This is a genomic window from Cohnella sp. OV330, from assembly GCF_900112065.1.
Classification (GTDB): domain Bacteria; phylum Bacillota; class Bacilli; order Paenibacillales; family Paenibacillaceae; genus Cohnella.
On record NZ_FOKE01000002.1, the window covers coordinates 192,236 to 216,776 of the forward strand.

Annotated in this window: 41 protein-coding genes; 4 read left to right on the top strand and 37 right to left on the bottom strand. The window is 51.1% G+C overall.

Annotated features, from left to right (window positions below; all coding sequences use genetic code 11):
- Nucleotides 1-366: 366 nt before the first annotated feature.
- From BM235_RS04685 to BM235_RS04710, 6 genes are all read right to left on the bottom strand, one after another.
- Nucleotides 367-1,935, bottom strand: coding sequence for a recombinase family protein (locus BM235_RS04685; protein WP_090109955.1), 1,569 nt, complete (start codon nt 1,933-1,935; stop codon nt 367-369).
- Between the two features lie 210 nt (nt 1,936-2,145).
- Complete coding sequence (locus BM235_RS04690; RefSeq protein WP_090109957.1) at nt 2,146-2,604, bottom strand: ArpU family phage packaging/lysis transcriptional regulator; 459 nt, start codon at nt 2,602-2,604, stop codon at nt 2,146-2,148.
- A 114-nt stretch (nt 2,605-2,718) separates the two neighbouring features.
- Nucleotides 2,719-3,441 (bottom strand): putative metallopeptidase, encoded by a 723-nt coding sequence (locus tag BM235_RS04695; protein ID WP_090109959.1) that lies wholly within the window; start codon nt 3,439-3,441, stop codon nt 2,719-2,721.
- A 76-nt stretch (nt 3,442-3,517) separates the two neighbouring features.
- On the bottom strand, nt 3,518-3,919 hold the full coding sequence (locus BM235_RS04700) for a hypothetical protein (protein ID WP_090109962.1): 402 nt from the start codon (nt 3,917-3,919) through the stop codon (nt 3,518-3,520).
- Nucleotides 3,873-4,274, bottom strand: coding sequence for an ASCH domain-containing protein (locus BM235_RS04705; RefSeq protein WP_090109963.1), 402 nt, complete (start codon nt 4,272-4,274; stop codon nt 3,873-3,875). The genes BM235_RS04700 and BM235_RS04705 overlap by 47 nt, the downstream gene beginning before the upstream one ends.
- On the bottom strand, nt 4,271-4,711 hold the full coding sequence (locus BM235_RS04710; RefSeq protein WP_090109965.1) for an XF1762 family protein: 441 nt from the start codon (nt 4,709-4,711) through the stop codon (nt 4,271-4,273). Before BM235_RS04710 ends, BM235_RS04705 begins: the two co-directional genes overlap by 4 nt.
- Nucleotides 4,712-4,768: 57 nt before the next feature.
- Between BM235_RS04710 and BM235_RS31925 the strand changes: the two genes are divergently transcribed.
- Nucleotides 4,769-4,936 (top strand): hypothetical protein, encoded by a 168-nt coding sequence (locus BM235_RS31925; RefSeq protein ID WP_158543920.1) that lies wholly within the window; start codon nt 4,769-4,771, stop codon nt 4,934-4,936.
- A gap of 138 nt (nt 4,937-5,074) precedes the next feature.
- Here BM235_RS31925 and BM235_RS04715 read toward each other — a convergent pair whose 3' ends face one another.
- From BM235_RS04715 to BM235_RS04800, 19 genes are all read right to left on the bottom strand, one after another.
- Nucleotides 5,075-5,692, bottom strand: a complete 618-nt coding sequence (locus tag BM235_RS04715; protein ID WP_090109967.1) for an HNH endonuclease signature motif containing protein — start codon at nt 5,690-5,692, stop codon at nt 5,075-5,077.
- Nucleotides 5,692-5,928, bottom strand: coding sequence for a hypothetical protein (locus BM235_RS04720; RefSeq protein ID WP_090109970.1), 237 nt, complete (start codon nt 5,926-5,928; stop codon nt 5,692-5,694). Before BM235_RS04720 ends, BM235_RS04715 begins: the two co-directional genes overlap by 1 nt.
- Entirely contained in the window at nt 5,925-6,932 is a 1,008-nt protein-coding gene (locus BM235_RS04725) for a DUF5131 family protein (protein ID WP_090109972.1), read from the bottom strand. Before BM235_RS04725 ends, BM235_RS04720 begins: the two co-directional genes overlap by 4 nt.
- Nucleotides 6,933-6,938: 6 nt before the next feature.
- Nucleotides 6,939-7,214, bottom strand: a complete 276-nt coding sequence (locus BM235_RS04730) for a hypothetical protein (RefSeq protein WP_090109974.1) — start codon at nt 7,212-7,214, stop codon at nt 6,939-6,941.
- Nucleotides 7,215-7,217: 3 nt separating this feature from the next.
- The gene (locus tag BM235_RS04735) at nt 7,218-7,568 is read right to left on the bottom strand and encodes a hypothetical protein (RefSeq protein ID WP_090109976.1); all 351 of its coding nucleotides are present in this window, start codon (nt 7,566-7,568) and stop codon (nt 7,218-7,220) included.
- Between the two features lie 297 nt (nt 7,569-7,865).
- Nucleotides 7,866-8,447, bottom strand: coding sequence for a RuvC family protein (locus BM235_RS04745; RefSeq protein ID WP_090109980.1), 582 nt, complete (start codon nt 8,445-8,447; stop codon nt 7,866-7,868).
- 135 nt (nt 8,448-8,582) lie between these two features.
- Nucleotides 8,583-8,738: a hypothetical protein gene (locus BM235_RS31580; RefSeq protein ID WP_158543918.1), complete on the bottom strand. Its 156-nt coding sequence runs from the start codon at nt 8,736-8,738 to the stop codon at nt 8,583-8,585.
- The gene (locus tag BM235_RS04750) at nt 8,707-10,134 is read right to left on the bottom strand and encodes a replicative DNA helicase (RefSeq protein ID WP_090109983.1); all 1,428 of its coding nucleotides are present in this window, start codon (nt 10,132-10,134) and stop codon (nt 8,707-8,709) included. Before BM235_RS04750 ends, BM235_RS31580 begins: the two co-directional genes overlap by 32 nt.
- Nucleotides 10,112-11,005 (bottom strand): replication protein, encoded by an 894-nt coding sequence (locus BM235_RS04755; protein WP_090109986.1) that lies wholly within the window; start codon nt 11,003-11,005, stop codon nt 10,112-10,114. Before BM235_RS04755 ends, BM235_RS04750 begins: the two co-directional genes overlap by 23 nt.
- Nucleotides 11,006-11,021: 16 nt before the next feature.
- Nucleotides 11,022-11,597, bottom strand: coding sequence for a hypothetical protein (locus tag BM235_RS04760; RefSeq protein ID WP_090109988.1), 576 nt, complete (start codon nt 11,595-11,597; stop codon nt 11,022-11,024).
- 1 nt (nt 11,598) lies between these two features.
- On the bottom strand, nt 11,599-11,994 hold the full coding sequence (locus tag BM235_RS04765; RefSeq protein ID WP_090109990.1) for a hypothetical protein: 396 nt from the start codon (nt 11,992-11,994) through the stop codon (nt 11,599-11,601).
- Nucleotides 11,995-12,744 carry an MBL fold metallo-hydrolase gene (locus BM235_RS04770; RefSeq protein WP_090109991.1) on the bottom strand — a complete coding sequence of 250 codons (750 nt, stop codon included), beginning with the start codon at nt 12,742-12,744 and terminating at the stop codon, nt 11,995-11,997.
- Entirely contained in the window at nt 12,741-13,679 is a 939-nt protein-coding gene (locus tag BM235_RS04775) for a RecT family recombinase (protein WP_090109993.1), read from the bottom strand. Before BM235_RS04775 ends, BM235_RS04770 begins: the two co-directional genes overlap by 4 nt.
- Before the next feature lie 3 nt (nt 13,680-13,682).
- Entirely contained in the window at nt 13,683-15,200 is a 1,518-nt protein-coding gene (locus tag BM235_RS04780; RefSeq protein ID WP_090109995.1) for an AAA family ATPase, read from the bottom strand.
- A gap of 9 nt (nt 15,201-15,209) precedes the next feature.
- A complete protein-coding gene (locus BM235_RS04785; protein ID WP_090109997.1) occupies nt 15,210-15,488 on the bottom strand; it encodes a hypothetical protein in 279 nt (92 codons plus the stop codon).
- Nucleotides 15,481-15,753, bottom strand: coding sequence for an AbrB/MazE/SpoVT family DNA-binding domain-containing protein (locus tag BM235_RS04790; protein ID WP_090109999.1), 273 nt, complete (start codon nt 15,751-15,753; stop codon nt 15,481-15,483). Before BM235_RS04790 ends, BM235_RS04785 begins: the two co-directional genes overlap by 8 nt.
- Nucleotides 15,754-15,779: 26 nt before the next feature.
- Nucleotides 15,780-16,022 carry a helix-turn-helix domain-containing protein gene (locus tag BM235_RS04795; protein WP_090110001.1) on the bottom strand — a complete coding sequence of 81 codons (243 nt, stop codon included), beginning with the start codon at nt 16,020-16,022 and terminating at the stop codon, nt 15,780-15,782.
- Nucleotide 16,023: 1 nt separating this feature from the next.
- Nucleotides 16,024-16,170 (bottom strand): hypothetical protein, encoded by a 147-nt coding sequence (locus BM235_RS31930; protein WP_158543916.1) that lies wholly within the window; start codon nt 16,168-16,170, stop codon nt 16,024-16,026.
- A gap of 20 nt (nt 16,171-16,190) precedes the next feature.
- The gene (locus BM235_RS04800) at nt 16,191-16,403 is read right to left on the bottom strand and encodes a hypothetical protein (RefSeq protein ID WP_090110003.1); all 213 of its coding nucleotides are present in this window, start codon (nt 16,401-16,403) and stop codon (nt 16,191-16,193) included.
- Nucleotides 16,404-16,815: 412 nt separating this feature from the next.
- On the opposite strand from BM235_RS04800, the gene BM235_RS04805 reads away from it, so the two are divergent.
- Nucleotides 16,816-17,217, top strand: a complete 402-nt coding sequence (locus BM235_RS04805) for a helix-turn-helix domain-containing protein (RefSeq protein WP_158543914.1) — start codon at nt 16,816-16,818, stop codon at nt 17,215-17,217.
- 120 nt (nt 17,218-17,337) lie between these two features.
- Nucleotides 17,338-17,559: a helix-turn-helix transcriptional regulator gene (locus BM235_RS04810; protein WP_090110006.1), complete on the top strand. Its 222-nt coding sequence runs from the start codon at nt 17,338-17,340 to the stop codon at nt 17,557-17,559.
- A gap of 277 nt (nt 17,560-17,836) precedes the next feature.
- Here BM235_RS04810 and BM235_RS04815 read toward each other — a convergent pair whose 3' ends face one another.
- From BM235_RS04815 to BM235_RS04835, 5 genes are read right to left on the bottom strand one after another with little or no spacing between them, the layout of a single operon-like run.
- A complete protein-coding gene (locus BM235_RS04815) occupies nt 17,837-18,214 on the bottom strand; it encodes a LytTR family DNA-binding domain-containing protein (RefSeq protein WP_090110009.1) in 378 nt (125 codons plus the stop codon).
- Between the two features lie 13 nt (nt 18,215-18,227).
- Complete coding sequence (locus tag BM235_RS04820) at nt 18,228-18,332, bottom strand: cyclic lactone autoinducer peptide (protein WP_110468958.1); 105 nt, start codon at nt 18,330-18,332, stop codon at nt 18,228-18,230.
- Between the two features lie 14 nt (nt 18,333-18,346).
- Complete coding sequence (locus BM235_RS04825) at nt 18,347-18,874, bottom strand: accessory gene regulator ArgB-like protein (protein WP_090110013.1); 528 nt, start codon at nt 18,872-18,874, stop codon at nt 18,347-18,349.
- Nucleotides 18,871-19,497: a hypothetical protein gene (locus BM235_RS04830; protein WP_090110015.1), complete on the bottom strand. Its 627-nt coding sequence runs from the start codon at nt 19,495-19,497 to the stop codon at nt 18,871-18,873. Before BM235_RS04830 ends, BM235_RS04825 begins: the two co-directional genes overlap by 4 nt.
- A gap of 11 nt (nt 19,498-19,508) precedes the next feature.
- Nucleotides 19,509-19,820 carry a hypothetical protein gene (locus BM235_RS04835; protein ID WP_090110028.1) on the bottom strand — a complete coding sequence of 104 codons (312 nt, stop codon included), beginning with the start codon at nt 19,818-19,820 and terminating at the stop codon, nt 19,509-19,511.
- A gap of 155 nt (nt 19,821-19,975) precedes the next feature.
- Between BM235_RS04835 and BM235_RS31585 the strand changes: the two genes are divergently transcribed.
- The gene (locus BM235_RS31585) at nt 19,976-21,310 is read left to right on the top strand and encodes a hypothetical protein (RefSeq protein ID WP_143106630.1); all 1,335 of its coding nucleotides are present in this window, start codon (nt 19,976-19,978) and stop codon (nt 21,308-21,310) included.
- Between the two features lie 360 nt (nt 21,311-21,670).
- On the opposite strand, the gene BM235_RS31935 is transcribed toward BM235_RS31585, so the two are convergent.
- The 7 genes from BM235_RS31935 to BM235_RS32445 form a co-directional block, all read right to left on the bottom strand.
- Nucleotides 21,671-21,838: a hypothetical protein gene (locus tag BM235_RS31935; RefSeq protein ID WP_158543913.1), complete on the bottom strand. Its 168-nt coding sequence runs from the start codon at nt 21,836-21,838 to the stop codon at nt 21,671-21,673.
- Nucleotides 21,839-21,866: 28 nt separating this feature from the next.
- Nucleotides 21,867-22,091 (bottom strand): helix-turn-helix transcriptional regulator, encoded by a 225-nt coding sequence (locus tag BM235_RS04850; RefSeq protein ID WP_090110032.1) that lies wholly within the window; start codon nt 22,089-22,091, stop codon nt 21,867-21,869.
- Between the two features lie 135 nt (nt 22,092-22,226).
- Nucleotides 22,227-22,739 carry a DUF4352 domain-containing protein gene (locus tag BM235_RS04855; RefSeq protein WP_090110034.1) on the bottom strand — a complete coding sequence of 171 codons (513 nt, stop codon included), beginning with the start codon at nt 22,737-22,739 and terminating at the stop codon, nt 22,227-22,229.
- A 126-nt stretch (nt 22,740-22,865) separates the two neighbouring features.
- On the bottom strand, nt 22,866-23,639 hold the full coding sequence (locus BM235_RS04860) for a DUF1906 domain-containing protein (RefSeq protein WP_090110036.1): 774 nt from the start codon (nt 23,637-23,639) through the stop codon (nt 22,866-22,868).
- Entirely contained in the window at nt 23,629-23,910 is a 282-nt protein-coding gene (locus tag BM235_RS04865) for a phage holin family protein (protein WP_090110038.1), read from the bottom strand. Before BM235_RS04865 ends, BM235_RS04860 begins: the two co-directional genes overlap by 11 nt.
- A gap of 14 nt (nt 23,911-23,924) precedes the next feature.
- Nucleotides 23,925-24,368 (bottom strand): hypothetical protein, encoded by a 444-nt coding sequence (locus BM235_RS04870; protein ID WP_090110040.1) that lies wholly within the window; start codon nt 24,366-24,368, stop codon nt 23,925-23,927.
- Nucleotides 24,369-24,401: 33 nt separating this feature from the next.
- Nucleotides 24,402-24,536 carry a hypothetical protein gene (locus tag BM235_RS32445; protein ID WP_255374058.1) on the bottom strand — a complete coding sequence of 45 codons (135 nt, stop codon included), beginning with the start codon at nt 24,534-24,536 and terminating at the stop codon, nt 24,402-24,404.
- Nucleotides 24,537-24,541 lie beyond the last annotated feature (5 nt).

A 24,541-nucleotide genomic window follows, 5' to 3' on the forward strand; every position in this document is an offset into this window, starting at 1 on the left:
TTGCATTACGCAAAAGGGCACAGACCCGTACCGTTAGGATAACCGGCCTCCACCCACCGGATAGGCGTAACGAAGGAATGAAAGGGCATCGACCCGTCGAGAAATGGGAGTGAAAGCCTCCGGAGGTCATGTGGAGCAGCGTGCAGCAGAGCAGTAAAAAGAGGAGCGAAACCTCGCCCCTTCTGTTCCCGCATACGCTTCGGTTGCCGAATTTGACGGTACAAAGCCCCTTCTATCCGGATAGCGATTTATCCATGGGAGAGATCCTGCGAATAAGCGAGCATTCGTGAGAAAACTACATTTTACCGAGGGAGTTAAAAAAAGCACCAATCCTAGATTTTAATCATCCGGACTGATGCTCTTTGATTATAGATTTGTAATGACGTCGATTTCCCCTTCTTTATTGACCGTAATTCGCTGTACAAGACGGGTCAACAGTAGCCGGGTCTTTTCGATGTCTTCGTAATTTTCCAGCTTGGTCAAATCGGAGAGGCTCTGTCTCATCTGCTTATGTGTCTTATCGATATTGGCTTGTTGCTGCTGCTTGGCGATGATAATGTTCAATCGCTTTCCGTCTTCCTCGATCTCTTTTTCGTACTGCGCCTTTTCGAATTCGTATTGGCCGGCGTCGATCTCCCCGAGCATATTTTGCCTGCGAATTTCGAACAACAGTCTACGGTTACCCTCTACGCGCTTCTCAAGCTTCTGCTTCTCTTTCTCCGTATCTTTTCCAGCCAACCCGATCGAAAGAGCTTTCGGATCCTGCTCGTACACTTTCAGACGAGCTCGGACCTCGCTTAAGATCATCTGCATGAGATCGTCGCGGAAATCGAAGTACGGCAACCATTTGTCATTGCCGCAGCCTTTGGCACCGACGCGTCGACGCCTGGAGCACATAAGATACCGGTATTCCTTCTCGGCTTTGTTGTTGGTCTTGCTCGCCATCGTGACCATCGCCGATCCACACTCCGAGCAGAAGATCATTTTCGCAAATACGTTGACGAATGAGCGCCGGCCGCCGCGGACACCTCCACCTCGAATCAATCGAAAGTCCTGCGCTTCCTTGAACAGCTCGGGAGAGATGATCGCTTCATGTGTCTGGAAATCAGTTTTCTCCCACTCTGATTTCGGCTTCTGAACGAGTTTCTTTCCCCGGTCCATCAGGTCCGTCAGATCATTGTAAGTGACCTCCACGGTGTGCCGTCCGTATACGTTGAAGCCCGTGTAGTTCTCGTTCTGGAGAACACGCTGCACAGCCGTGAGGCCCCACAATCCGCCTTTATATGAAGGGATCGGGGCGCGCTCGCCGTCTTCGCCATTCAGATAATTGACAATCGATTTTTCTCCCATGCCGTGATTAACGTACAGGTCGTAAATCATTCGGACAATCTCGGCTTGCTCGGGAACGACATCAAGCGTCTTTCTTCCGTCCCTGACGACCTTCTTGTACCCATACGGGGGAATCGAGCCGATGTAGTTGCCCTTGGCTGCCGACTGCCGAATGCCACGCCGCGACGATGTGCTTATATCGCCGCTCGTGTTTTGGTTGACCACCGATTTGATGCCAAACACCAACTCGTCGTCCTTGATCCCTGAATCGTATCCATCCTCGATCGAGATTACTCGCACTTTAAGCGCGTTGACTAAGATTCGCTTCAGCGAGATCGCATCCAGCGCATCCCGACTGAACCGTGAGAGTGACGTAAAAAAGAGGGTGCGAACGTCGCCCCTCTTTGCATCCGCAATCATCCTCTGTACATCGTCACGCGTTACAATGCTCGTGGCCGAATCGCGGTCCTCATAAATTTGCTCAATTTCCATGCCCATAGCAGCTGACCGCTCACGTATAAAAGCTTCTTGGTGTTCGGGGCTGTCCTTCTGCGAGTCTTTCATAGTTGAGACACGAACATATCCTCTTACGCCGTTAGTGATCATTACACATTTCCCCCGAAGTGTGTTTGTTCAGAACCTCGTCTAGATTGTAAGCGATCAGGCCATTTTTATCCAGTATCTTTGTCCACTCGGATTTTACCAATTTATTTATTACGGCTTGGGGGTCCGTGCCTTTATGAATCAGATTTATTCGATAGGGCTTTTTCTTCTCCACGCAGCATCACCCGATCTATTTTATGAGCAGGGGCTCGGTCATGTTGCCCCTGCTTCGTCGTTTGATTTTTGAACCGCTATATCGAGCGCAAGCGCCAGCTTGTAGAAAGCCTTCCAGCGACGCTTGTTGTAGGTGTTGACGCTTATCCCTAGCTCCATCTGCACTTGGTAATCGAGTACGTAATCGTCCTCCATATAGCGAAGGCGAATCACCTTTTGCTCGTTAACCGGCAGCCGCTTAACCTGCCGTTCCATACGTTCGCAGTATGCCTTCTGAGCTGCCTGTGCATCGACGTTATGAATGGCGATGGAAGCAGTCGAGTCGGAAGTGACGTTTGTCGGACCGTGGAATCGCTCAACGTATCCGGCGGTCGTGCTCGCCTCTCGCTCCTCGAACACCAGGTACTTGCACACCCGGTATTTTTCGAGAGCGTCCTCGACTGCACGCTGCGTCGCCTTACGATCCAGCTCCGGCAACTCGAATTGAAGCTGCTGCACACCATCGCCCCCATGCTTAGAATTTTGAGATCAGCCAGTTAACCAAGTAATAGAATGAAACCCAGAACAGGACGATAAAAACAAACGCTAGCCGCCAGAAATGATGCCGCTCCATTAGTCATCACCCAAGCCAGGGAAGAGTGCGTTCGGATCTTCACCGGTATCTGCAGCCTGCATGGCTTCCTCGAGCTTGACCTGGTTCTTGTCATCCTCCGGTTCGGGTTCATCAGTCCGCTGGACGTCGACCGTTCCGTCCTGCGCGATCGTGCCGCGTATGCCCTCCCGAGGCTCTTCCGGCTTATCAGCCTCGACGGCGGCTGCAGCTTCCTCGATCGTGAGCTGGTTCGTTTCCTTGAGGGAGAGGGCGAGGCGTTTCACGTCCTCCATGATTGCACCGTGCCGCTTGATGACCGGCGCGTAAGCCTCGATATCGAATGGTAGAGATTTAAGCTTTGCCCGTCCGTCATTCGCCGTCTTGGCATCACCGTGCTTGTCGGTAGTGATGTCGATCGTACTGAGCTGGTGGTCCAGCACATAACGGCGCTGCGGCTCGCTCATCTTCTCCCACAAGTCTTTGTTGAGAAAGAGAATGTAGTCCTTTCCCATTGCCGTACGAAGATCCTCGCCGAGAATCTTGATCTTAGCGAAAAGTTCTTTGCCCTTTGACTTCCATCCATTGTGCTTGAACAGAATCAGAGGCTCGGATCCGTCGAGATTGTCATGAAGGTTGCCGACCACGTCCTCGAGGAACTTATAAACCGCCTCGGGGGCTTCGCTGTGAAACTTAGGTGGCTTTGGTACTGCTGCAGACTTCCTTCGACCTCTTGGCATATACATTCACGCATCCTTTGCAAATTAGTATGTTCTCCGTTATATAGAATTCTACGATTTGTAGAATATTTGAGCAAAAAAATTAATGCTCAGATGGGGAAGCGACATCCCCTTTACCAACCATATCGATGTCATGTGCGGATTGTTTCCGGAGTCGCTCGACTTCAGCTTTCAGTTCCGCGTTTTCACGGTCCAGCCTATCAGCTTTGTCCTTGAGCCAGAGGATGTCTCCATAGCCAGGCCGGCTTTCTTCCTTGGCACTTTTTCCATCTTCCTTCGCACGCTTCGCATGGTGATGCGCGGACGCCTTGTAACGCCTGAGCCTCTTCGTCATTTCAGCGATCCGATCGTTCAGTATTTTGATATGCCCGACAGCGGCGCCGGCTGTTTCCCTTATGCGTTCCATGGGATATACAGCAAGGCCGTCATCGCTCATTTCAGATAGGTTGTCGAGGCGCTGGAGCGTCAGCTCTCTGTTTAGCATAGGGATCCTCCTTCGAAGATGTCATCCGGTAGATTGACCAAATCACCGCGCCTTGCGGGTGGACATAGGGCAGAGGCTCCGGCAACATGCGGGCGTCTTGCAGCACCCAGGCATGCGGACGTTCGTAAGTAATCCTTCCGAATGGTACGTGATGCTTGCTCTTGTTCTTGCTCCACGATGAAAACGGCAGCGACATGCAATCGACGATATTGACCACACCGTATACCTTGCCGCTGCCGCTCTTGATGATCGCCGTCGGACCGCGGTGGTGCGTGTAGCTGCCGCGGATCTCCCAGGTCTTCTGTCCGGCGAGGATGAGATCAGCCCAGTAGGGCTTGATGATGAGTCCTTTCATTCGATCACTTCCCAAATCGTCTTTTGTCCGATAGGATGCTTGTCGATCCGGGGTCTGGACGGCACGCTCCAGCTCTTTCCAGGCGTCTTATAAAGCTCGCGCCATCCGGCGGCCCGCAGGCTAGTGCCCGGTTCAGAGGCGAGCGTATATGTTACGACACGCCGGTAACCAAGAGCCTTGCAGGCGCGCCATGCAGCCCCGTACAGCAGGCTTGCGGCGTTCTTGGTGCCGTCCGTACAACAGCGCGTAACCTCCAGTGTGCGGCCATTGTCCAGGTGCCGAGCGACCGGCCTTCCGACTATGATGACGCCCACGACCTTAGACTCGTCCGCGACGGCGATGCTAAACTTGTGCCCGACAGGTGGAACGTGGTGCCTATGGTGCTGCCGAACGAACTCGCAAGCGTCCTCGAACGTGACCGGCTGCAACAATAGCATTTAAAACCTCTTTTCCGAACAAGCGTTCCGATTTATACTTGCCTTGAGGTGTTTCTAATGACTGAACTTGCATATGAATTTTTCGTACAATACGACGGGTGCGGGGACAAGGTACAGCGCTTTGAAGCTTGGCTGCTCCCCCGTGTGCCGTCCGCTTCCGTGATGCGCGCCGAGGTCTCGGAGCTGCGCGCGGTGCTGGATGAGTTAGCCGTCACGGCTCCTTAGACGTAGTAGACTGTGAGGCGTTCACGTCACGGCAATAGCTGAAAAGCTTGCCGACCAAGAGTTGTAAAACGGACTCAGTAGGATCAATCAGAACAAGCTTTTCTTTGCCGTTTGGATGCGTAATTTCAACTTGGATTTTCAATGTTCTCCGCCCCTCGTTGGTTTATTTCCCTTTTGCCGCTTGCTTCTATCGCTGATTTTCTGCTTGAGATCGGCGATTACAATTCCGATCTTTGTCAAGTCCGTAGAGCCTTTGATGAGATGATTTTGATTGAGCCTGGCGAGTTGGTTGCGGGTGACAAGCAGCAAGTTGTCGGGGTGGACGTTCATTTTGTCGCCGTCGCCGAAAATGATTACATGTCCAGGAGGAACGGGTCCTTTCACGGCCTCCCATATAAGGTGATGAACGGCAACCCATTTATTCGGATCCGCGATCTTAACGTCGATGTAGCCGTCTGCGTTGACTCGTTCGCTGCCTAACGGCATGTAATTGCGCGGACGGTGGCCCTTCTTGAACTGCGTCTCCTCACCACCAATCCATGTTTTCGACTTTCCCTTGTTGAAAGGAGATTGACCGGGTTTGAACTGAGTGTTCAATCCGTTCCAAAGCTTGTGGTTATGAACGTAACAGCGAATCTGTTTGTGCGTAGAGTCCTCGCCGAACTTTTCTTGAACGAGTCGAACCAGTTCAGGAAACGGCCTGCCGCGGTAGTGGTCATGAATAAACGATTTTACTTCCTGGCGTAGCCCTGCCATCAGTTGCCGCCTTCAAGCATTTTCGGTAATTGCGCATCAGCGTTCATGCTGTCGCTTTTCATCTGTACGGCCTTGAGGACCAAAAAACCGTTCGAGATGATCTGCGATGCGACAGACGACACCGCTTTGGCACGCTCGAGCTCCTTCTTCAGTTGCTCATCAGTTAAAGACTCGTCATTCAACCGCTCGAGCTGCGCAAAAAGATGATTGTTCAAATCACCCATTGTGTTCTTCACACTCTCACCTCCGGGTATTCATCCCAGGTTCGGCCGTCAAGCTCTCGACCGGCAGCCTTCTTTCCAACTCGCCAAACGTTGTTAAGATCGTTTCCGAAGCCCATATCTGATGCACTGATGCTCGAGGGGATGAAGTCCGGGAAATTCATGCCCGGCGTCCATTCGCCCCACTGCTTGAAGAGGAAAGGCACGCCGGCAGCCTGGCATTGGTCCCGTAGGCTCCGCGCCCAGGCCAGATGCATAGGCCGCGCCTTATGGCCGCTCTCGCCGCCGACAACAACCCAATTGATAAATTCGTTTGTTGGCTCAGAATTCGGATATCCGTGTATATTGTCAGGGTCATAGTACGTAGGCGTCCACCCGGGAGTCATGAGCCACTTCGACAGATCTACCGGACCGATCAGCGGTTCGCAGCTCAGCCAGCGGACCGCTGCCGGCGTTTGGATCAGCAACGGGATCCGTTCGTCCGCCGCCTTATGATTCTCCACGCTGACTCCGAGCCAGACGTTCTTGAGCGGCCAGCCCGGCTTGCTCGATGCTCCCGCGCCGATTCGATTAGCGACGAATATCCCAGCATTCTCATCGCCTGTAATAGCTTCGGCCGCGTCGGCCAACAATTGGCGGGCGCCGCGCTTCTCCAAGCCCTGAAAGTAATGCAGCATGCGCTCCGGACGTTTGGTCAGTAACTGAAATTCATGCTGCGGCGCCAGCGCCATGACGGCGAAGACCTTGTCGATATAATCCTGCGGTATCTCGCGGTGAAAGAGATCGCTCATGCTGTTCACGAAGACTTTGCGCGGTCTCCGCCATCTGACCGGTTCGAGAAGCTTATCCGGCCGCATCACGATGTCGAAGCCTTTCTCGAAGTAGTGGCCCGCCGTCCCGCGCCAGCGCTCCGCGAACGTCAGCGCGTAGCAGTTCCGGCAGCCTTCCGAGACCTTCGTACAGCCGGTGACGGGGTTCCACGTTGCGTCAGTCCATTCAATCTTGCTTTTATCGCTCATAGCGGTTCACTCTCCATTGCAGACGTTCTGAAACATCACAGAATTGAAGCTGATGTCCGGCACCTCTTCGAGGTAGACGTACGAACGGGATTGGCCGACGTCGATGCATTTCATGGTGTAGACCTCGCCAACCGTAAGGATTGCGGTTGCCTCCTCTAGATCCATCTCTTCCCCGTGAAATCCAGCGAACCTAATCTTAGAGCCTGCCGGCGTCTTAATGCTCATGGTAGGATGGTCCCGATGAAGGTCTTCGATTTGCCTGTTGAGTGCGTCCCAATCCATGGGTCATTCTCCTTTCGATTTTTGCTTCTCAATAGCGACAGCTTCGTCCTTCTTGCTGGAAATGCCCCACTCGCGGAGTCGGTTGTATAAGCTACTCACGCTGATTGAGTGGGCGACGGCAATCTGTTCGCGGGATAAGCCTGAAATTCGAAGCGCGAGATATTCCTCGAATGGGATGAAGAGCTTTGCGTTGCGGGATGTTCTCTTTTTTGGGACAATAGACGGCGGCTCGATGCGCTGAACGTGCTTGCCTGCGTCATCAATGCGGTCTGGAGGGCCGAGATCCTGGTTGTACGTGTAGGCTGCGATCTGCTCGGGGGTTCGCTTCCAGACTTTAATCGTTCCTTGGCTCATCGACGTTTTCCCTCCATCCAGTCTAGGAATTTGGCGACACCGAGGATAGAGAGAAAGATGAGGACTATAAGCACACCGCCGACGATCTTCCATGCTGCATAGAGCTCAATCCAGCTCATCGACCGTACCTCGCTTTCTCGCGCTGGTTGATGCGGCTGCCGCTACGGGAGCGCACCGCGTGTTGCCGGCGCACAATCTCGTCGAGCGCCGCCTGACGATCGACAGACGCGGCCTCGGCGTCGTGATAGGCTATCATAATGAGCTGCGCGAGCGTCGCCTTACGCCAGCTCCGCGGCTTCATTTCGGCGCCTTGCCTTCGAGGATATCCCGCACGACCTCAATCTGATAGGGTTGGGTGTCGACAGCCGGCAGCAGCTCCCGGCGAAGGTAGATGCTCCGAGCGATCCGGGCAATGACATAGGCGTCGACGACGTTGTGCGATTTGTGGGAGTAACCGAAAAGATCGAGGACAGCAGCCTTCACGGCCGCTTTTTTCTCGTCATCCTTCAGGCGACGTTTATTTCCTTTCTCGCCGATCCAACCAGTTACGCCGACATACTTTTTCGTAGAGGTCGGGTTTACGTTGGAAAACGCCAGCTTCTTGCGATGGATAATCGACCGAATGCCGCCATGGATCATGCCGGCCGTGACCGCGGAGTTGGTCCCGAACGCTGCTGATTCGACTGCGATCTCATCGCCCGGCTGTAAAATGGGGATTAACTGATTCTCCAGATCGACGAGTTGGGCGATTGATAAACCGCCTGGCTCTTTTTCACCCTTGCCACGCAAATCTGCTTCAACGATCGGATTGCCGTCTATGTCGAGGATGCAGAGCCCCGTCGTCGTTGCGGGGTCGATCCCCACGAATCGGGTTGACATTCTTTTTCCTCCTACGTCGTTTTGGTTTGGGGGCCTGATCTTCTTTCGGTTCTTCATACCAGAAGACCTCGGCAAGCAGTTCGCCTTTAACCCTGATCTGTTCACAGTTCCGTCGGCTGAAGTACGGATCCTGTCTCATAACCGGCCCTGCGCATTGAAGACGGCTTTCATATGCGGCAGCTCGGCAGGGATCGTGCGAACCTTGTACGCCTCGATCGCGCTGCAGATGCCGTCGTACACGACCATTAATTCCTCGCGCTTAGTCGTCTTCGTCAGAGGATGCCCCATCATCTCGGCGCCCTTTTGGAGACGTTCGAGCGCCGCCACGTACTCCTCCTCGGTTTTTACCTGATTCGTTCTTTTTGCCATATGACTGCGAAGCCTCCTTCGGATCGACTTCGGTGAATTTCTGATAGTACCATTTGAAAATCAGCGTGAAGCGATTGACGCCGGTGTTCCGGCCTTTCGCAAAAATGGAATCGATAACTTTCACGTTCGGGGCTTGCTTCTCGGGGTTGAGATATAGGAACTCAACAACGTCGGCATCCTGCTCGATGCTTCCTGACTCTCTCAGGTGCTTGAGCTTCGGCTCTTCGGTATCGACGGAGCGGTCCAGCTGCGAGAGAAGAATGAACACGAACCTGAGCTTGCGCGCCATGTTCTTCGCTGACTTCGTCACCCGCCCGATTGCCTGCGCGCGGGTTTCGCCCTTTCGCTCCGTGATCTCCATGATCTGCAAGTAGTCGACGACGACGGCAGCGAGCTTGCCGTACTCCTTCTTGAACTGCTTAGCGGTCGAGCGGATCTCGTCGATGGTGACGCCGGCCGAATCCTGGACGAAGATCGGGAGATTCTTGCATTCGGTATAGGCCGATTGGATCTTCGCCCACTCCTTATCGGTGAAGCCTTCCTCGCCGCCCTTGTTGATGAGCTTGTTGTAGTTGACCTCAGCGATCATGGAGACCATGCGGTCAATCACTTCCTCCTCGCCCATCTCCTGCGAGTAGAAGAGGACGGGGCCGGCGTTCGGGTTGTACTTGGCGATCCCATACACGAGCATGAGCGCCTTAGCTGTCTTGCCGACACCAGGACGGCCGGCCAGCACGTACAGCCATCCAATCCAAAGCTGTGCCCAAGCGTCGTAAAGCGCGAACAGGCCGGTCTTGAGCTTCTTCGCCTTGCTCTTCAAGTGCTCGTAATAACCCTTTTCCATCTCGGAGAAGCTACGCATCCTGCTCGTTTCCTTGGGCCGGAGCTCGTCGACGGTATCCTCAACCGCAGAGAAATAGTCCTCGTCACTTTCGAAGTCCTGCCGGGACAATGCGACGATCTCGTTTCCCGCAGCCTCGCCGCGGCGCCGCAGCGCTTTCGAGCGGACGATGTCAGCATAGTAGGTGACGTTCGCCGCGGTCGGTACCGCGTCCGCCAATTCCTTGATGTAGCTGACGCCACCCATATCAGTAATGCGGCCGAATTTAACAAACTGGTCCGTCACCGTAACGATATCGATAGGTAGATCCCGGTCAGCCAGATACTTCATGACCTTGAATATGAGCTGATGCGTCTCGAGAGAGAAATCCCGGTCTTCCAGCCTCGAAAGTTTGTCGAAGCAGGATGAGTCAATGAAGACCGACCCGAGCACCGCTTGTTCTGCTTCAATTGCCTTATTCATCAAAGACAAAGTCATCCGGATCGTTCCCCTCAGCCATCCAAACCCGAAGCGCCTCGTCCCGCCTGATCTGCAGATTCAGCTCGTCAGCCTTGGGATCAGGCTTCTTCACGCCGGCTTTATTTGAAGCTCGCATTTTTATCGCGAGCGTTTGGAATTGCTTTCTGAACTTCGAAGCGCTCAGAACGTTCGCCTTCCAAAAGTCGTCCTTCGTCACCCAGTCCATTACATCTCGAATAAGGTGCTTGTCATTCTGCTTATCCTGTTCGAACAAGAGACGGAAGTCGTTTGCCCAGGACTGCAGGTTTGCGTTAACGGTCAAGTGCTTTAATTTGGGATCATCCTTCGCGACCTGCTGAACGAGTCCGTGAAAGTAAACCGCCATTTTATAAAACTGATCGTCCTCGGGATAGTGCCTTTTGCTATTCCGAGAGGGAGTTTCTTTATTTCTTTCTTTACTATCTTTCTTGGTCCGCGTTTTGGTGGACGATCTCGTACTCTTTTTGGCGGACGATTCGTCCTCGTTTTGGTGGACGATCTTTTCATGTCCGCCATTCCGCTGACGACGCTCTGACTGCCAGGTCGAATAGTCCTTGTTGAAGCGTAGGACCCGCGAACGGCTGCCGCCCTCGGTCATAACGACGGTGACGATATTGCGATCGATCAGCGCGGTCAGTTCGCGGTCGACCTGGCTTTTCTGCTTCTCCAGCGCGCGGGCGATAAACGAGATGGAGAGCGCAGCGTCTTTCCTCCCGAAGCCGTAGGTATAACGCCATATTTGATCGATGATCCCGCGCTGCGTCCCGTTCAGATTGCAACGGCCGATTTTCTCGAGGATCTCGTTTGCGATTCGGGTAAATCCATCTTCAAGCTGCGGTCCTCGGGCCACTCAACCTCACCTTCGTTCAAAATGGTAGATCGCGCGGGATTTGGTACATACGTTCGGCTAGCTCTTTATGCCCGAGAAGTTCGGTGGCACCTTCGAGCAGGTCAGCTTTGTCATGCTTGCCTCCGTTACGAAGTTCGAGATACTGCTGGAAGAGCTTCTCTTCGGGCGACGGTTCAATTTCATAGCCGAATTCGAGGGCGCGAGTTAGATCAAATGGATAGAGCGAAGCGAAATGTTGTAAATCGGATGTAGGAATTGTTCGACCTACGTACCAAAATGCTGATCCCAAAATCCCCGGCACATCCAATCCAGCAGCTTGCAGATCACGTATTTCTTTCGCCACCTCTGCTGGAAGTGTCACCTTGGGCGGATTCTCCAATCGCTTCCGAAGCGCGACATTCTCGTTATCCAAACGATCGGCATTTGCAATGGCGAGCTCCTCGTCCTCGTTTGACACCTTGATGTCGTGCTGCAGCTGGTCGATCATCTGCATAAGCAGCCATACAGTCTTGCGGTGAAACGTCTGCTGGTTCATATTGAGCGACATTCTTACTCCCTGTAGAAAATAATCTGGCGGTGTCGGGTCGCTCATATCAGGCCTCACCATGCTTGTCGACCGAAAGCCCAAGACGTTTACGCTGTTCGTCTGAAAGGCCCCACTTGATCATTTCTTCGAGAGTTCCACAAACCTCTGCGTACCCACAAGCTTGGCAGTCCCATCCGGTATAATCGCAGCCGGCGTCGATCGAAGCGTACCGGCCATCTTTCAATTTGAAAATTCCTATCCAATTGGGACCGTCGTTTTCACCGTCCGACATAGCAATGATTTCCGCCACATCCTCACGGTCGAAAGGTTCCGTAGAGACGGGAGCAGCGAATTGAACGACCTTTACTGGCTCAATTCCCTGGTAAGTAGCAAAAGTGCCTTGTTCTTTACCTGCATATCCGAATGCTTCGCGCCAGCTGTAGTCATCCAGTTGTTCGAGCATCTAAACCACCTCGATCGTATAATGTTTGCCCGCGATGAATTTACGCTGCAGGAGGGCGCGCTTGACCGTAGCCTCCGCGAGCGCCGGCAGATTGTTCGTGCTACTCATGTGCGTTAGGTAGATGTGCTCGCCGCGGCCCTTGACCAGCTTCGAGAGGGCGGCCGCGGCGGCATCGTTGGAAAGGTGACCGTTGTCGGAGAGGATACGGGACTTTAGAAAAGCGTCATAGGGGCCGTCCTGGAGAATCTGTACGTCGTGGTTGCATTCGAAGACGTAGACATCGCTGTCGGCCATCTTCCGTAGCATTTCGTCGGTGACGACGCCGGTGTCCATGAGGACGCTGACCTTCCAGTCAAAGCCGCGGACCGTGTATCCGTAAGGCTCCAGCGCATCGTGCGAGACGCGGAACGGGGCGACCGTGATAAAGTCTCGGGAGAAGCCATCGAAACCGCGCCACCCTTCTACCCCGACCGCATGACCTGTCTCGAGGCGGTCGAGCTGCTTGAGCGTCCCTTCGCTGGCGTAAACGGGGATTTTGTATTTGTCCGCGAACGGAAGGCCCTTGCAGTGATCGCCATGCTCATGCGTGAGCCAAACAGCATCGATCCGGGTCGGAATGATGTCGGCGGCTAGCAGGATCTTTTCGACCTTACTCTTCGGCAACCCGATGTCGATCAGGATTCCGACCGTTTCCGTGCCGACATAGACGCAGTTGCCGTCAGAACCGGAGGCGAGGACCTTTACGATCATTTCAGATCCTCAATAGCGTTTTCGATTTCCTCCTGCTCTTGGATTTCCAACGCCGTGATACGGAGCAATTGGTCGATGTTCTTATCGGTTAGGCCGGCGCCGTTCAGTTTTCCCTTGATGTATTCTTCGCGGGCGGATTTCGTGGGCTTACCGAGCTTCAGAAAGTTGGCATTCAGTTCGGCCGTTTTGCGCTTGAGCTCGAGATCTGCGGCGTTAGGTTCATCGTCGATCGGCGCAGGACTCGAGTCAGTTGCCGCTGCTGGCGCCTGTTGACGCTGCTGACGCGACTTCGACTCCGAAGTGGTCGCTTCGTTCGTGATGTCGCGACGTTCGGTTTGCTGCTGCGGGAGCTCTGGACCGTTCGCAGGCGCCTCGTCTTCGCTGACCTCGATGCCGAATTGTCTCTTTGCCGCGCGCTTCGTAACGGTCTTCTTAAAGAAATCGTTGAAGTATTTCTTCCAATTTCCCGCGTTGTTTCCGGTGAGGTGATGCTGTACTTCGTCGACCTCCATGAACTCCGTAACCGGTCGGAAACCGGTGCGATATGCGATCGAGTAACAGCCGATGACCTTACCCCGCGGAAACTGGATCTCGTGGTCGACGATTTCCCACACGTCCCGGCCGTCTTCGTCCTTCGTCTTCTTGGCCTTGAAGATGTCGTTGTCGTGAACGAGCTGCGTATCGATGCCTTGGTAGCCTTCGACGCGCTTTGCGAGATAGACGATGCCTTCGACGGAGATTTGAATGCTGAGCTTGCCGCCGTACACGATGCAGTAGATATGATTGAGGAATGGATTCAGGCCGGACGCCGCTGCCGTGCGGATGAACAGGTTGAACTGTTCGGGGTTGGCATCCTTCGCCAAAGTATGGCGCATCGTATCGATGTCGGCGGGGCTGAACTCGCCGATCGCTTGTAATTGCGTGTCTTTGCTCATTGATTAGACCTCCGTAATTGTGAATGGGGTATTGGCAACGCGGCATTCGATGAGCTGCCCGGCGGGCTGCTTGTAAGAGAGGATGGATTCGGCATTGTCGATGAACGTAGGGGCAATAACTTCGCTCTGCTCGCTCAGCACGTCGATGATCTCGAGCCCCGCGAGAATCTTCTCCGCGGTGGAGAGCTTTCGGTACGGCTTGCCGTCCTTGAATATTTCGAAGAATGGTTTGCGCTCGCCGTCGCCTTTGTTCTCTTGGAAGAGCTGGATCGTCAACGTCTTGAACAGGCCGGTGACCTTGGACGCCATGAGTTCGGCTTCCTTTGCGCGGTAAGCTTTGATCGCATCTAGGAGGAAGACGGAATCGGCATGGCTGGCCTGCGTTTCCTTCTCAGCGTGGCGGGCGGTTTCGAGTTGTTGCTTGAGGCGGTCGCCGGCACCCGCGGCCTGAAGCTTCGAAGCCAGCTCTTGCCGAGTTGTCTGCAGAAGGCGCAAGTCGTCGGGATCGTATTCGACGATGCCAATGTCGCCGATTGCCGCGGTCAGATCCTTGAAATTGGCGAGCAATTCGTCGTGAGTGATCTTAAGCTGCGCAAGATCTGCCTTGTGCGAGTCCACCGCCGCTTGAAGTGACTCTTCTTGCAGTGGCTGTTTGCATGCGTGGCAGTGGTCGGCCGGTGCCTTGGCTTTAAGCGTCTTGTAGCTGGTCGCGACGCGATCGGCGCTGCTTCGGATGATCTCCCGTTCGGCGCGTAGCCTGGTTGCGTCTGCGTACGCCTTGTTCGCCGCTTCCAGCGCTTTTTCGATCTCTGCTATTTTCGCGTCGATCTCGGCGATCTTCGCGGTCAGCTCGTGGACTTCCGTCTCGGTCAGCGCCGGCGACAGGTCGAGCTGCTCCTGCAGCGTCTTGGCGCGCTCCTTGGCACCGATCAGCGCTTTATCCAGGCGCGTCCGATTGTCCTTGTGCTTCGCTTCCAGATCGTCGAGGTTGTTCTTCTTCAGCGCTTCGGCGAGCTTGTCGGCCTGCACCTTTGGCAGCCCCTTAAGGACGTCCTTGCTGGCGGGAGGAAGCACGTTTTTGAGCACCAAAGACCGTTGTTCCTCCCATTTTTGCGAAAAAAAATACGCCGGCGTGAACAGCGATAAAAATAGGGGTTTATCAAACAGGGCCTCGACGGTCTCTTTGTACTTGGTCGCCTTGGCCGGAACGTCATTGATAAAGTAGCAGGTGTCCCCGCTCTCAATGCCGCGGGTGAGCTCGACTTCCTGCGCGCCCACCGTCAGCCGCAGCGAGACTTCTACGCGATCGTAGGGACGATCGACCGGTTCCGGGCTCAGGTTTTTGATCAGCGTATTGCCGAGTGGATCGGTCCCGTAGAGGCACCATGAGATTGCTTCGCCGATCGTAGACTTGCCTGCGCCATTCTTACCAGTGACCCGGGTGATGGGTCCGAACTCGATGAGTAGGTCGCGGTGATTCTTGAACTCGGTGAGGTGGAGCGATTCGAAGGTGATCTGCATGGGCGCCTCCTACAGTGCCGCGAGCTCGGCTTCGAGGCGCCGGATCTCGTCGAGACTAGAATCGATGAAAACATTGCTGAGCAACGCCAGCAGGCGAGTGCGTTTGTCGTTAGGGTATTGGCCCGTAGTTCGGTGGTCGATATCAATAATGCGATACTTTCCATGGACACGAATGACGGATGCTCCCTTGGCAGTTTCGATGCTCTGAAGCAGCAAATCGATTTCATCGACGATCGCCTGCGCCTTCGCCGCCCGGTCTTGGTAGTGTTTCAGCGTGACCCTATCCATTCGCGACACTCTCGCTCTCCCATTTGAAGGCAATCGCCCGAACGTGCTCGCCGCAGATATGCTTGCCCTCGAATGTCTTTGCGATCTCCGTATTGCCGCAGAAGACGCAGCCCGGAGCGTATTTGCGGAGCACGATCTGCTCGCCGTCGACGAAGATCTCCATAGGGTCCTTTTCGGCGATCTGAAGCGTCTTGCGGAGCTCCATTGGAATCACAACGCGGCCCAATTCGTCGATCTTTCTCACAATGCCCGTAGCTTTCAACATGAAATGAACACTCCTCAAAATTGTTTTTATGATGCCTTGAAATCCTCTTTGTGGCCGTCGACGCGGCCGAGCAGGTAGTCGAGCGTGACGCCTAAAACATTAGCGATGCGAATGAGCGTGTCGTAATCCGGCTGGTTCCGGCCCCCTTCGTAATGGGAGACAGCGCCGCGAGTTTGGAAAATCCGTTCCCCCAATTGCGCCTGAGTCATGCCGCGGCTTTGACGAGTCTTCTTCAGGCGTTCTGCAAACAAATTCGCGGTGCCTGCCATATTAACCGCGCAGATCGCGCAACTGCTTGAGATAACGACTGCTCTGACGGCGGGCGAAGGACTGCAGATTTGGATAGCAGTCAGCGACGGCGCGCTCTTCGAGCTGCAGAAAGTAACCAGCAATATTACGGAGCATTTGCTTCGACATATGAAAACCTCCCGGAGGAATTAGGTTTCGTCTGGCGGATAGTGCTGGTTAAGAAAATCTCGGAGAGCGATAATATTGTCCTTCGTGTTGATGGTCAGGCTCTTCGGCGGCTGATACCCATGACCGTCCTCGCCGAAGTTGTCTTCTTGGTAAAGCTTAAGGGACTGGACGTGTTCGCCTTGCGTCAGCAGCACGACCTGATCTTCACCGATCGGAAGCGTATGTCTCAACATCTGATGGATCGCCTGCCTTATCAGGATTCAAATTTCTATAATTCGTAGAACTTTCGGTTAAAAAAAATTCTGGCGGCTTTTGCAGACCCTTCGAGCAAATAGAGACAAGATCCTCGGGAGACATGTTCCTTGTGCCATACAACATGCGGTAAAGCACATCAGGTGTGTATCCCGCATTCTTAGCAACGACACTTATTTTTAGCCCGCTGCTGACGATATAGGCCTTCATCTTCTCCCGGACTAACAATTCAAATCACCACCTTCTCCCCATTTCTATAAATCGTAGAATTTGGTGCCTCCACAATATAAACTGCCGCATTACACTCCGTCAACAACTTTTTCTATTATTTATAGAATTTTTTATCCGCATAGTGGAAAACTGTGATATTATACCATCATGGAGGTGTCCTCAGTGGTTAGAGTCGGTTCGGATCATGATACAGTTAGTTCCAGACTTAAAAAAGCCCGCAAGATGCGCAAGCTTTCTCAAATTGAGGTTATGCAGCGTACGGGAATAAGCAATAAATCCTTGAGTGCTTATGAGGCAGCCCGAAACGGAATAGAGCTAGATGTACTTCAGAAGTTGGCGAACTGCTATGACGTTACGGTCGATTGGCTGTTAGGAAAGACCAACGATCCGGGAGCAAGCTTTACTGAAGAAGAGAGAAGACTAGTTGAGGGAATCAATTTTTCCGATGAAGAGCTCGTCGAGGAGCCTATGTACTATTTTGGCCGTGAGCTTGATGATGCTGAGAAGAAACGTGTTCTTTCTGTTGTGCGCGCTCTGCTTGATAGTTCGCGTCAAGATACATAACGAGTTCTCGTACAAGCTTTTTGTGTTCTGGGGTGCCTTTGTTAATTTTTTCGATTAACGCGAGTACGTCGATCATGTCCATATAGCACTCCCAATTAAATAGTTTGGAGGTAAGCCGCTATGCCCCTTAAGAGGGGGAGATGCAGGCTGCCTGATCTGCGAGCTGAACGCGGTTGGTCTCAGGAGACGACTGCCGAGCAGCTGAAGCCTTATGTATCCGTGCTGCCTCAGTCGCTCAGCAAGTACGAGCGCGGAGTACAGGATATGCCGGACCTCGTCCGCAAGGCATGTGCTATCGTATTCGGCGTTCACATGGACGACCTGTATGAATATGAATGGTAGATCAGCCAGCCTGGCGATCGGTGGATATTCCGCCGCTCCCTCTCAGAAGCCGAGCCTATGCAGGCTTATTTACTTTTGTCAACATAGTCTTGAGTCCTCAAGTGCCCATTGACAATTGGTTTTGTATTCCAATTATGTCTTGTGTGGGACTAACTGTAAATGCTCACTCAACCGGATGAATTGCGCTATCATTTATTATTTTTCCGACATGAACCGACACACAAGAACTTATATTTGTGATATAGGAACAAAAAAGACGCCTCGGAGGGCGCCTGATTTATATTATTGCCGGCTTTTGAGAGGCTTTGACGACATTGAATACTTCCTTAAAAAGCTTCTGCGACATCGTGACCTTCTTGGATTTAGGTCCGATCTCATCCTCGAAGTATGCAAGATAGAACGTTTTGTCCATTCGCCGAATCTTCGGCACGTTCACTACGCAGCTTCGATCGACACGTTCGAACTGGTACCCTGCCGACTTGAGGCTTTCAGTGCAATATAACAAGGTGCCCGCAATGTAATACTTGCTGTCAGCCGTATGAACGTGCACCATTTTTTCAAACATATCGAATTCTAAATAAAGTACATCATCAGCGGCGATATTAATATACCCACTCTTACCTTCCAAATCTTCAGTGACAGCAAGATACAACATAATGCCCAGCTCCCTATTTCAAAAGTTCAGCGGGGGTCTCATCTTGATGTACGTAAAGCCAGCTTGCGGTACTAACGATCAGAACGGCTAGTGCTCCAAGTATGGAAGCAAGCTTCATTGCGACGTTCTTCTTCAAAAGTCCTCACCTCCCTTCAATCGTATCAAGGTCAAGCTCTGTACGAAGAATGCGACAATAATGCTTGAAGATCCAACCATAATTCCAATTAGAATCAGGACTACTGAAGCAACCTTTAGATACGGATAATACTTTTTCGAAATCCTCGTCTGCTTCCCTATTCTGGATGGTGAATAAATCAATGCCAAAAGCGCACTCACCGCAGTTAAAATGTATTTCCAATCCTGGTTTAGATCAAGCATTGAGATAGCAGTAATGCCGGCCGTTGAAATAACTACGCAAGCCATTCCTGATTTTAAGTGAAGGCCGCCTGAGAGTTGCCTTAGCACTGCATATGAAATTAGAGCAATGAGCGTTTCGAGAACCCGACCAGTGAAAGCCGAAATGATGAGGGAGAGCACAATGATGAAGATGGCGTTCAGGAGGAAGGATACTGCATATTTGAGGACTTCAAAGCTTTGTGGTGACTCAGGAGCTGCGTCCTTTATGCTTCGGGCAATGCGAGCCGATAAGGTCGCTATCATGCTTCTGTGTCCTTTCTCTGATAATATATCACGGCAAGAAACATGAAAACAGCAAATACGACAAGGTTTGAAAAAACCGACTTGTACAACATGATTACTAGCAGAGCTAGAATGAATGAGGCAATTCCCATCGATACAAGGATCTTCTCTTTACGTAGGCGCAGCTTCTCGAGTTCAAACGTGAACCCGTATCCGAATTTGTATGTAAGATACGAAAGGCCAAACCCTATAAACCCTGTCAATACTTGCAGTAGGTACGACTTCCAAACAAGATTGCTTAATTCGTGAATTGAGAAAAATCCGAACGATAGATAGACTATTGCTGTCTGGAGAAGCCCGAATGCTATGTAACCAACGATCGTCATTATGAGCGACCAGGCTAGAGGTATTCTTAAATACACAATGATGAAAATCGCTGTAATTAACAAATTTATCACTGGCGATATCGTCGATAAGGAAAGTTCTTCACGAATGATATAGCTCTGCAAATTTATAACTGTGATGGCCCCAATTACAGGCAGCAAATGCTTGATCAAATCAATTCTCAGGGAGTAAAAGATAATAGCGTATAAGGCGAGCCCCTCAACCAATGAAAACACCATATACCCAATAAACTCTTCCATCGAAAAGCTCCTCAGATATTATTTTTGTCCTGTATTCGCCATTCGTCTATATGCTTTAAATAATACTCGATTCGGGACTTTCGCCATACAGGAGATTTCCTTTTTCCTACGTGATCGTCCGGTTCGGGGAAAAATTTTGTTTTCCGCTTATGCTGCATGTTGTTAGGGTGTATGCCAATCATATCGGCAACTTGGGCGCTATTAAGAAATTCATCCTCAGTTTCGAGAAGATCAATGTATGCGTCGATCAGCTCATGAATGAGCTTACCGTCTGTTCCTCCGATCCGATTAGCAACATCTCTATAGGTCTTTATTCGCTGCATTTCACCGCCCCCCTATGTACAATATATGTGTTCCACATATATATGTCAATTACATATGTTTGGTTGTTTGAACGTCGTGATTAAAGGATAAATAAATTCATTTAGCGAATAACTTGTTCAAGAAAAACCAATTAACATATCTCGGGGGACTTAGATTGAACATTTTAACTGTAGATTGTTTTTTTGAGCACGAACTTACAACTGATTGCAGTATCTCTTCAACTACAACTTTTTTAGATTATGATGTGATTATTTGGGATCCCAATTACTCCTTGAGTAATTATAGAGAGGACTATCGAAGCGGAACATATATGGGACTAAAAAGTTTATCAGAAAGTGACTCAATAAATATCCAACAAGATATTAAAAGAAGAAGAACTGAAATTGATGAGTTACTTAAAATTGGAAGAACGGTTATTGTTTTTATGTCTCAAAATCAATTTTGTTACCACTATACTGGTGAAAAACAGTCTTCAGGAACCGGAAAAAGCAGGGTTTTTACAAACATAGTAAGCAAAATAGATTTACTCTCTATACTCCCTGAAAATATAAACACTATTGGATCGACAGGATCAAGTATTGACTGTAGGGCGGCTGAGCCGTATAAATCATTCTTTAATGAAAATAAGGACCATTTTCATTATGAAGCCTACTTCAATAAATCATTAGGAAACCCTCTTTATTACATAAAAGGTACCAATAAAGTAGTGGCTTCATGTTTAAAAATTCATAATGGAAATTTATTGTTTATTCCTACTTTTGTCGATGATGAAGATGAACAATTACAAAAAAAATTTATAGATTCAGTCATTAAACTCGTTGAGGAATTAAAGCGCGACACAGGTGATTTCGAACAACCACAATGGAGTGAGGAGTATACACTACCTTCAGAAATTTCGAATAAGCATCAGCTTAAGGAATCGGAACTTGAATTAGCAGCTGTACTTGAAAAGATAAACAAGCAAAAAGAAGAAATTCTTACGTTGGAGAGTTATAAATTACTGTTTACTGGGACAGGAAGAGCTTTAGAAATACAAGTAGGAAAAGTTTTTGAGGAGCTGGGATTTTCGGTTTCTGAAGGAATACCAGGTAGAGACGACCTCATATTAGAGAGAAATGACGCTGTCGCTGTTGTGGAAGTAAAAGGGGTTTCTAAAAGTGCGGCTGAGAAGCATGCAGCTCAATTAGAAAAATGGGTAAGTGAATACATTGAAGTGAACGAAAAAATGCCAAAAGGAATATTGGTTGTAAATGCTTTTAAAGACTTGCCATTGGACAAACGAAATGAAGATGATTTTCCTCATCAAATGGTGACCTATTCTGAAAGAAGAAGTCACTGTCTTATCTCTGGATTGCAATTACTTTGCTTATATTTTGATTGTTTACAGCATCCGGAAAAGGCTAATGAGTTATTAGATGAATTGCTAACAACGGTTGGTGTATACAATAAATACAATTGGCTTAGTTTCATTGAAATGTATCAGCTTTAAATCTCTAATTCATTAAAAGCGGTCAAGAACACTTTTTAATGCTTGACCGCTTCTATCTTAATAATTTTGTAATAAGCTATTATGGGATTTGTGGCGGGCCGTTACGGTCCGTCTTTTTTTTCTGTGTAGGTCCGAAGTGAGGATTGCGTTCCAGGTCATCGATCTGCGCGCATATGGCGAGCTGCTCCCTCGTGTCTCCAAGCATGGACGCGACCAGCGACAAGTTCTCCAGCTTCGCCATTTCCCAACAGTACATCGCGTTCAGGTGTAGGACGTGCTGCATTTCGTCCATCTCTTCGGTAGATAAGCTGCGCTGTTTGTTTAGCACCCACAATTCGGCCATTCGTGCATGAAAGGACTTCACCATACGAACCACCAGATGACGCAGAGAACCACGCCGACTGCGACGACGATCCATCCTGCGGCCTTGCTATCTCTCGGTCGTCCTGCGGGCTCCTGCGTGGCCTCGACCGACTTGATACGATTATCCAGCGTGTACCTAAGGCGGTAAACTGTCCGCTTCTCCACTTCTACCATCTCCCTTAGCGGTGATGGTTCAATCTATGCCAGTTTGGGGATTTTGATGCCTGTCCAGATATACGATTTGTTCGACAGGGCGATTTAGCTTCTCGGCCATTTGAAGAACGATCTCGAGCAATGGCTGTCGTTGTTGAAGCTCGTACCGGTTGTATTGGGATTGACTGATCCCTAACATTTTCGCAAACTCAACTTGGTTCATCTCGTATTCATGGCGGATGCTCTTCAAACGATTCTTGACCATTGGCGTCACCTCGTCAGTAACTTCCATACGAGCATAGAAAGTTCCTTCGATGAACTTTGTCGAAGATGCCAAAGAAAGTATTTAATTAAAATACCTATGGCTCAACTAAATAAGCACCCTCCAATAGGCGCTTTGTCATAATCTGATTTCACCAGGGAAGGTGCTGGAATGTATGGAGCTGAACGCTTGAAGCTTCAGTCCTTTTGCATCAAAGGGAACCTCGAATGAAATATACCCCGACACTTTCATTCCTGGATTCAGCGATTGACCCGTTAATACGTTTCGTTCCCACTTGTTTGAAGCATTGAAGATCCGGCCTTCCCCGTCTTTTAGCTTGAGTAGTTCCCGGCCAATAAGGGTTGCATTTTTCCCATCATTCTTAACCGTCACTTGAAGAGTGATGATCTTACCTGTTGCACCGGAGTCGTCGGATTCGTACTTCGTTACAAAGTAGGTCATGTCGCCGGCTGATAGGCTTTTATAATACTTCTGGTCTTTCTTGGAAGAGGCAGACCGATCCTCATAGGTGAACAATAGATAAACGCAAACGGCCAGTATTGCTGCGACTATACCGCCTCTTATTAATCCCTTTTTCAGTTCGGTCTTGTAGTCCTTGGGGCCATTAGGGCCATTATGAATCTGCGACATTCGTTTTCCCTCCCACTATCAAGCATTCTAAACTCTACGTATAACTATCTATAATTGATTCCATAATATTGCAAAATATCCTTCGTTAAATAAAAAAAGCCCGAGAGCCGAAGCTCCCGGACGGAATCAGATGTACAGCTTCTTCGTATTGTTATCGTAGGTGTACTTCACCCCGAGCACATCCAGAACCTCAGCAATAGGCGCTTCAATACGACCGTCGACAATCTTACCGGTCGTGATGAGGGAGTTGTCAATCATTCGAACCACCTTTGCCACAAGCTCGGAGCTAGCCGGCTGCGGAGTCTCGATCGGCTTCGTATCCCACCAGCCCTCGCCGCCGTAGGACTCATTGAAATCGACACCGACCCCGGCAAGCGTCTGCCCGTTCTTCCACTGGTACAGGTTAGCATTGCTGCTCTTTTTCCCTTTGCTCCAAGCGTAGGTCTGCCAAAAGACCTTGGCAGCTCCGCGCGCTGCCATCGCTTCGACGACTGCGTAGGAACCGTAAACGCCGACCTGGTAACCGGGGATTTCTTGTGCAGCCGCACGCAGGTAGGCTTCGATCAGATCATAGTCCTTTGGCTGCGCGTCGTAGTCGACGGCGAAATAGATCGCGCTGCCGAGAGGCTGCTGGATGTTCCGGGCTTCCAGGTAAGCCGATGCGCCATCTTTCTTCCCATTATTCGCGCCGCCTTGCGGACGATTCGCCGTCGTTTCAAACACAGAAATGATCTTCATACCCGCGCTCGTTATCGCGAGAGCTTCCGCGCGGGTTAGGCGCTTGTGGGCATATGCGATCGGGACAAGATAACGAGCAGCCCATCCATAGCCGGCTGCCACGATCGCCGGTGCCGTCTTGGAGCTTAGCGGCGTTGCGCAGTCAATTCCCTTAGATGTCATTGCCATCACCTCCGGCAGCCTTCACGGCCTGTTTCGCGAATTGATTTCCGTATACGGCGACCGCGCCTGCCAAGAATCCTTGCAGCAGAGAGAGAGCCGAAACGCCAAGGGTCGCAACCGTGAACGCGATCGAGAATACGGTGACGATGTAGATGATGGACCAGTCCGGAACCCGCGGTGTTCGCTTCACGATGTAACCGAGCACCCAATTCGCAGCTATGACGATCAGCAGCGCCGGGTCAAGTAGTTCATTAATTGCTGTCCATTCCATAAGTAAGACCTCCGTTAAAATAGTTTGATTACGGTCACGGCGAGACCTGCGATCGTCAGCACGGTCGTAATAAGCCAACGACGATCCGCCTTGCGTTCTTTCCGCTCGGTATCGACGCGCTCCTGAATTGCTTTTGCATCCGAAGCCATCTTTTCGCGAAGTGCCGTCGATTCTGTTTCGATCCTCAGATTGAGAAGCCGAACCTCACCGTCGTAATGCGAGCGTATCTTCTCGATCTCCTTGTCCATTTCCTCAATGCGATGATGCGCAGACTTGGTGGATTCGAGCGCTTTGGTCGCATCCTTATCGTTCTGAGCGATCTTATCAACAAGCCTGTTGACATTGTGGGTAAGGTCAATCATTGCCTGACGCTGCGCTTCGGATGTCGCCTCAAGACGTCCGAGCTTCCCGGCGATATCGTGTAGCGCTTCGGATTCCCCCAGTTGATCCACCTCCAAAACAAAAGGCCCCGCGACTGCGGAGCCTTTTCGTTATTCGTTTGGTGCGGTTACCTCGTCGGCTTCTGGAACCTGGCCGATACCCGCCGGATAAATGGGGATATTCGCCGGAACTGGACCGGTCGAGTAAACTATAGTATCCTCGATCGCTGGCTCGTACTTCTCCAAGTTGG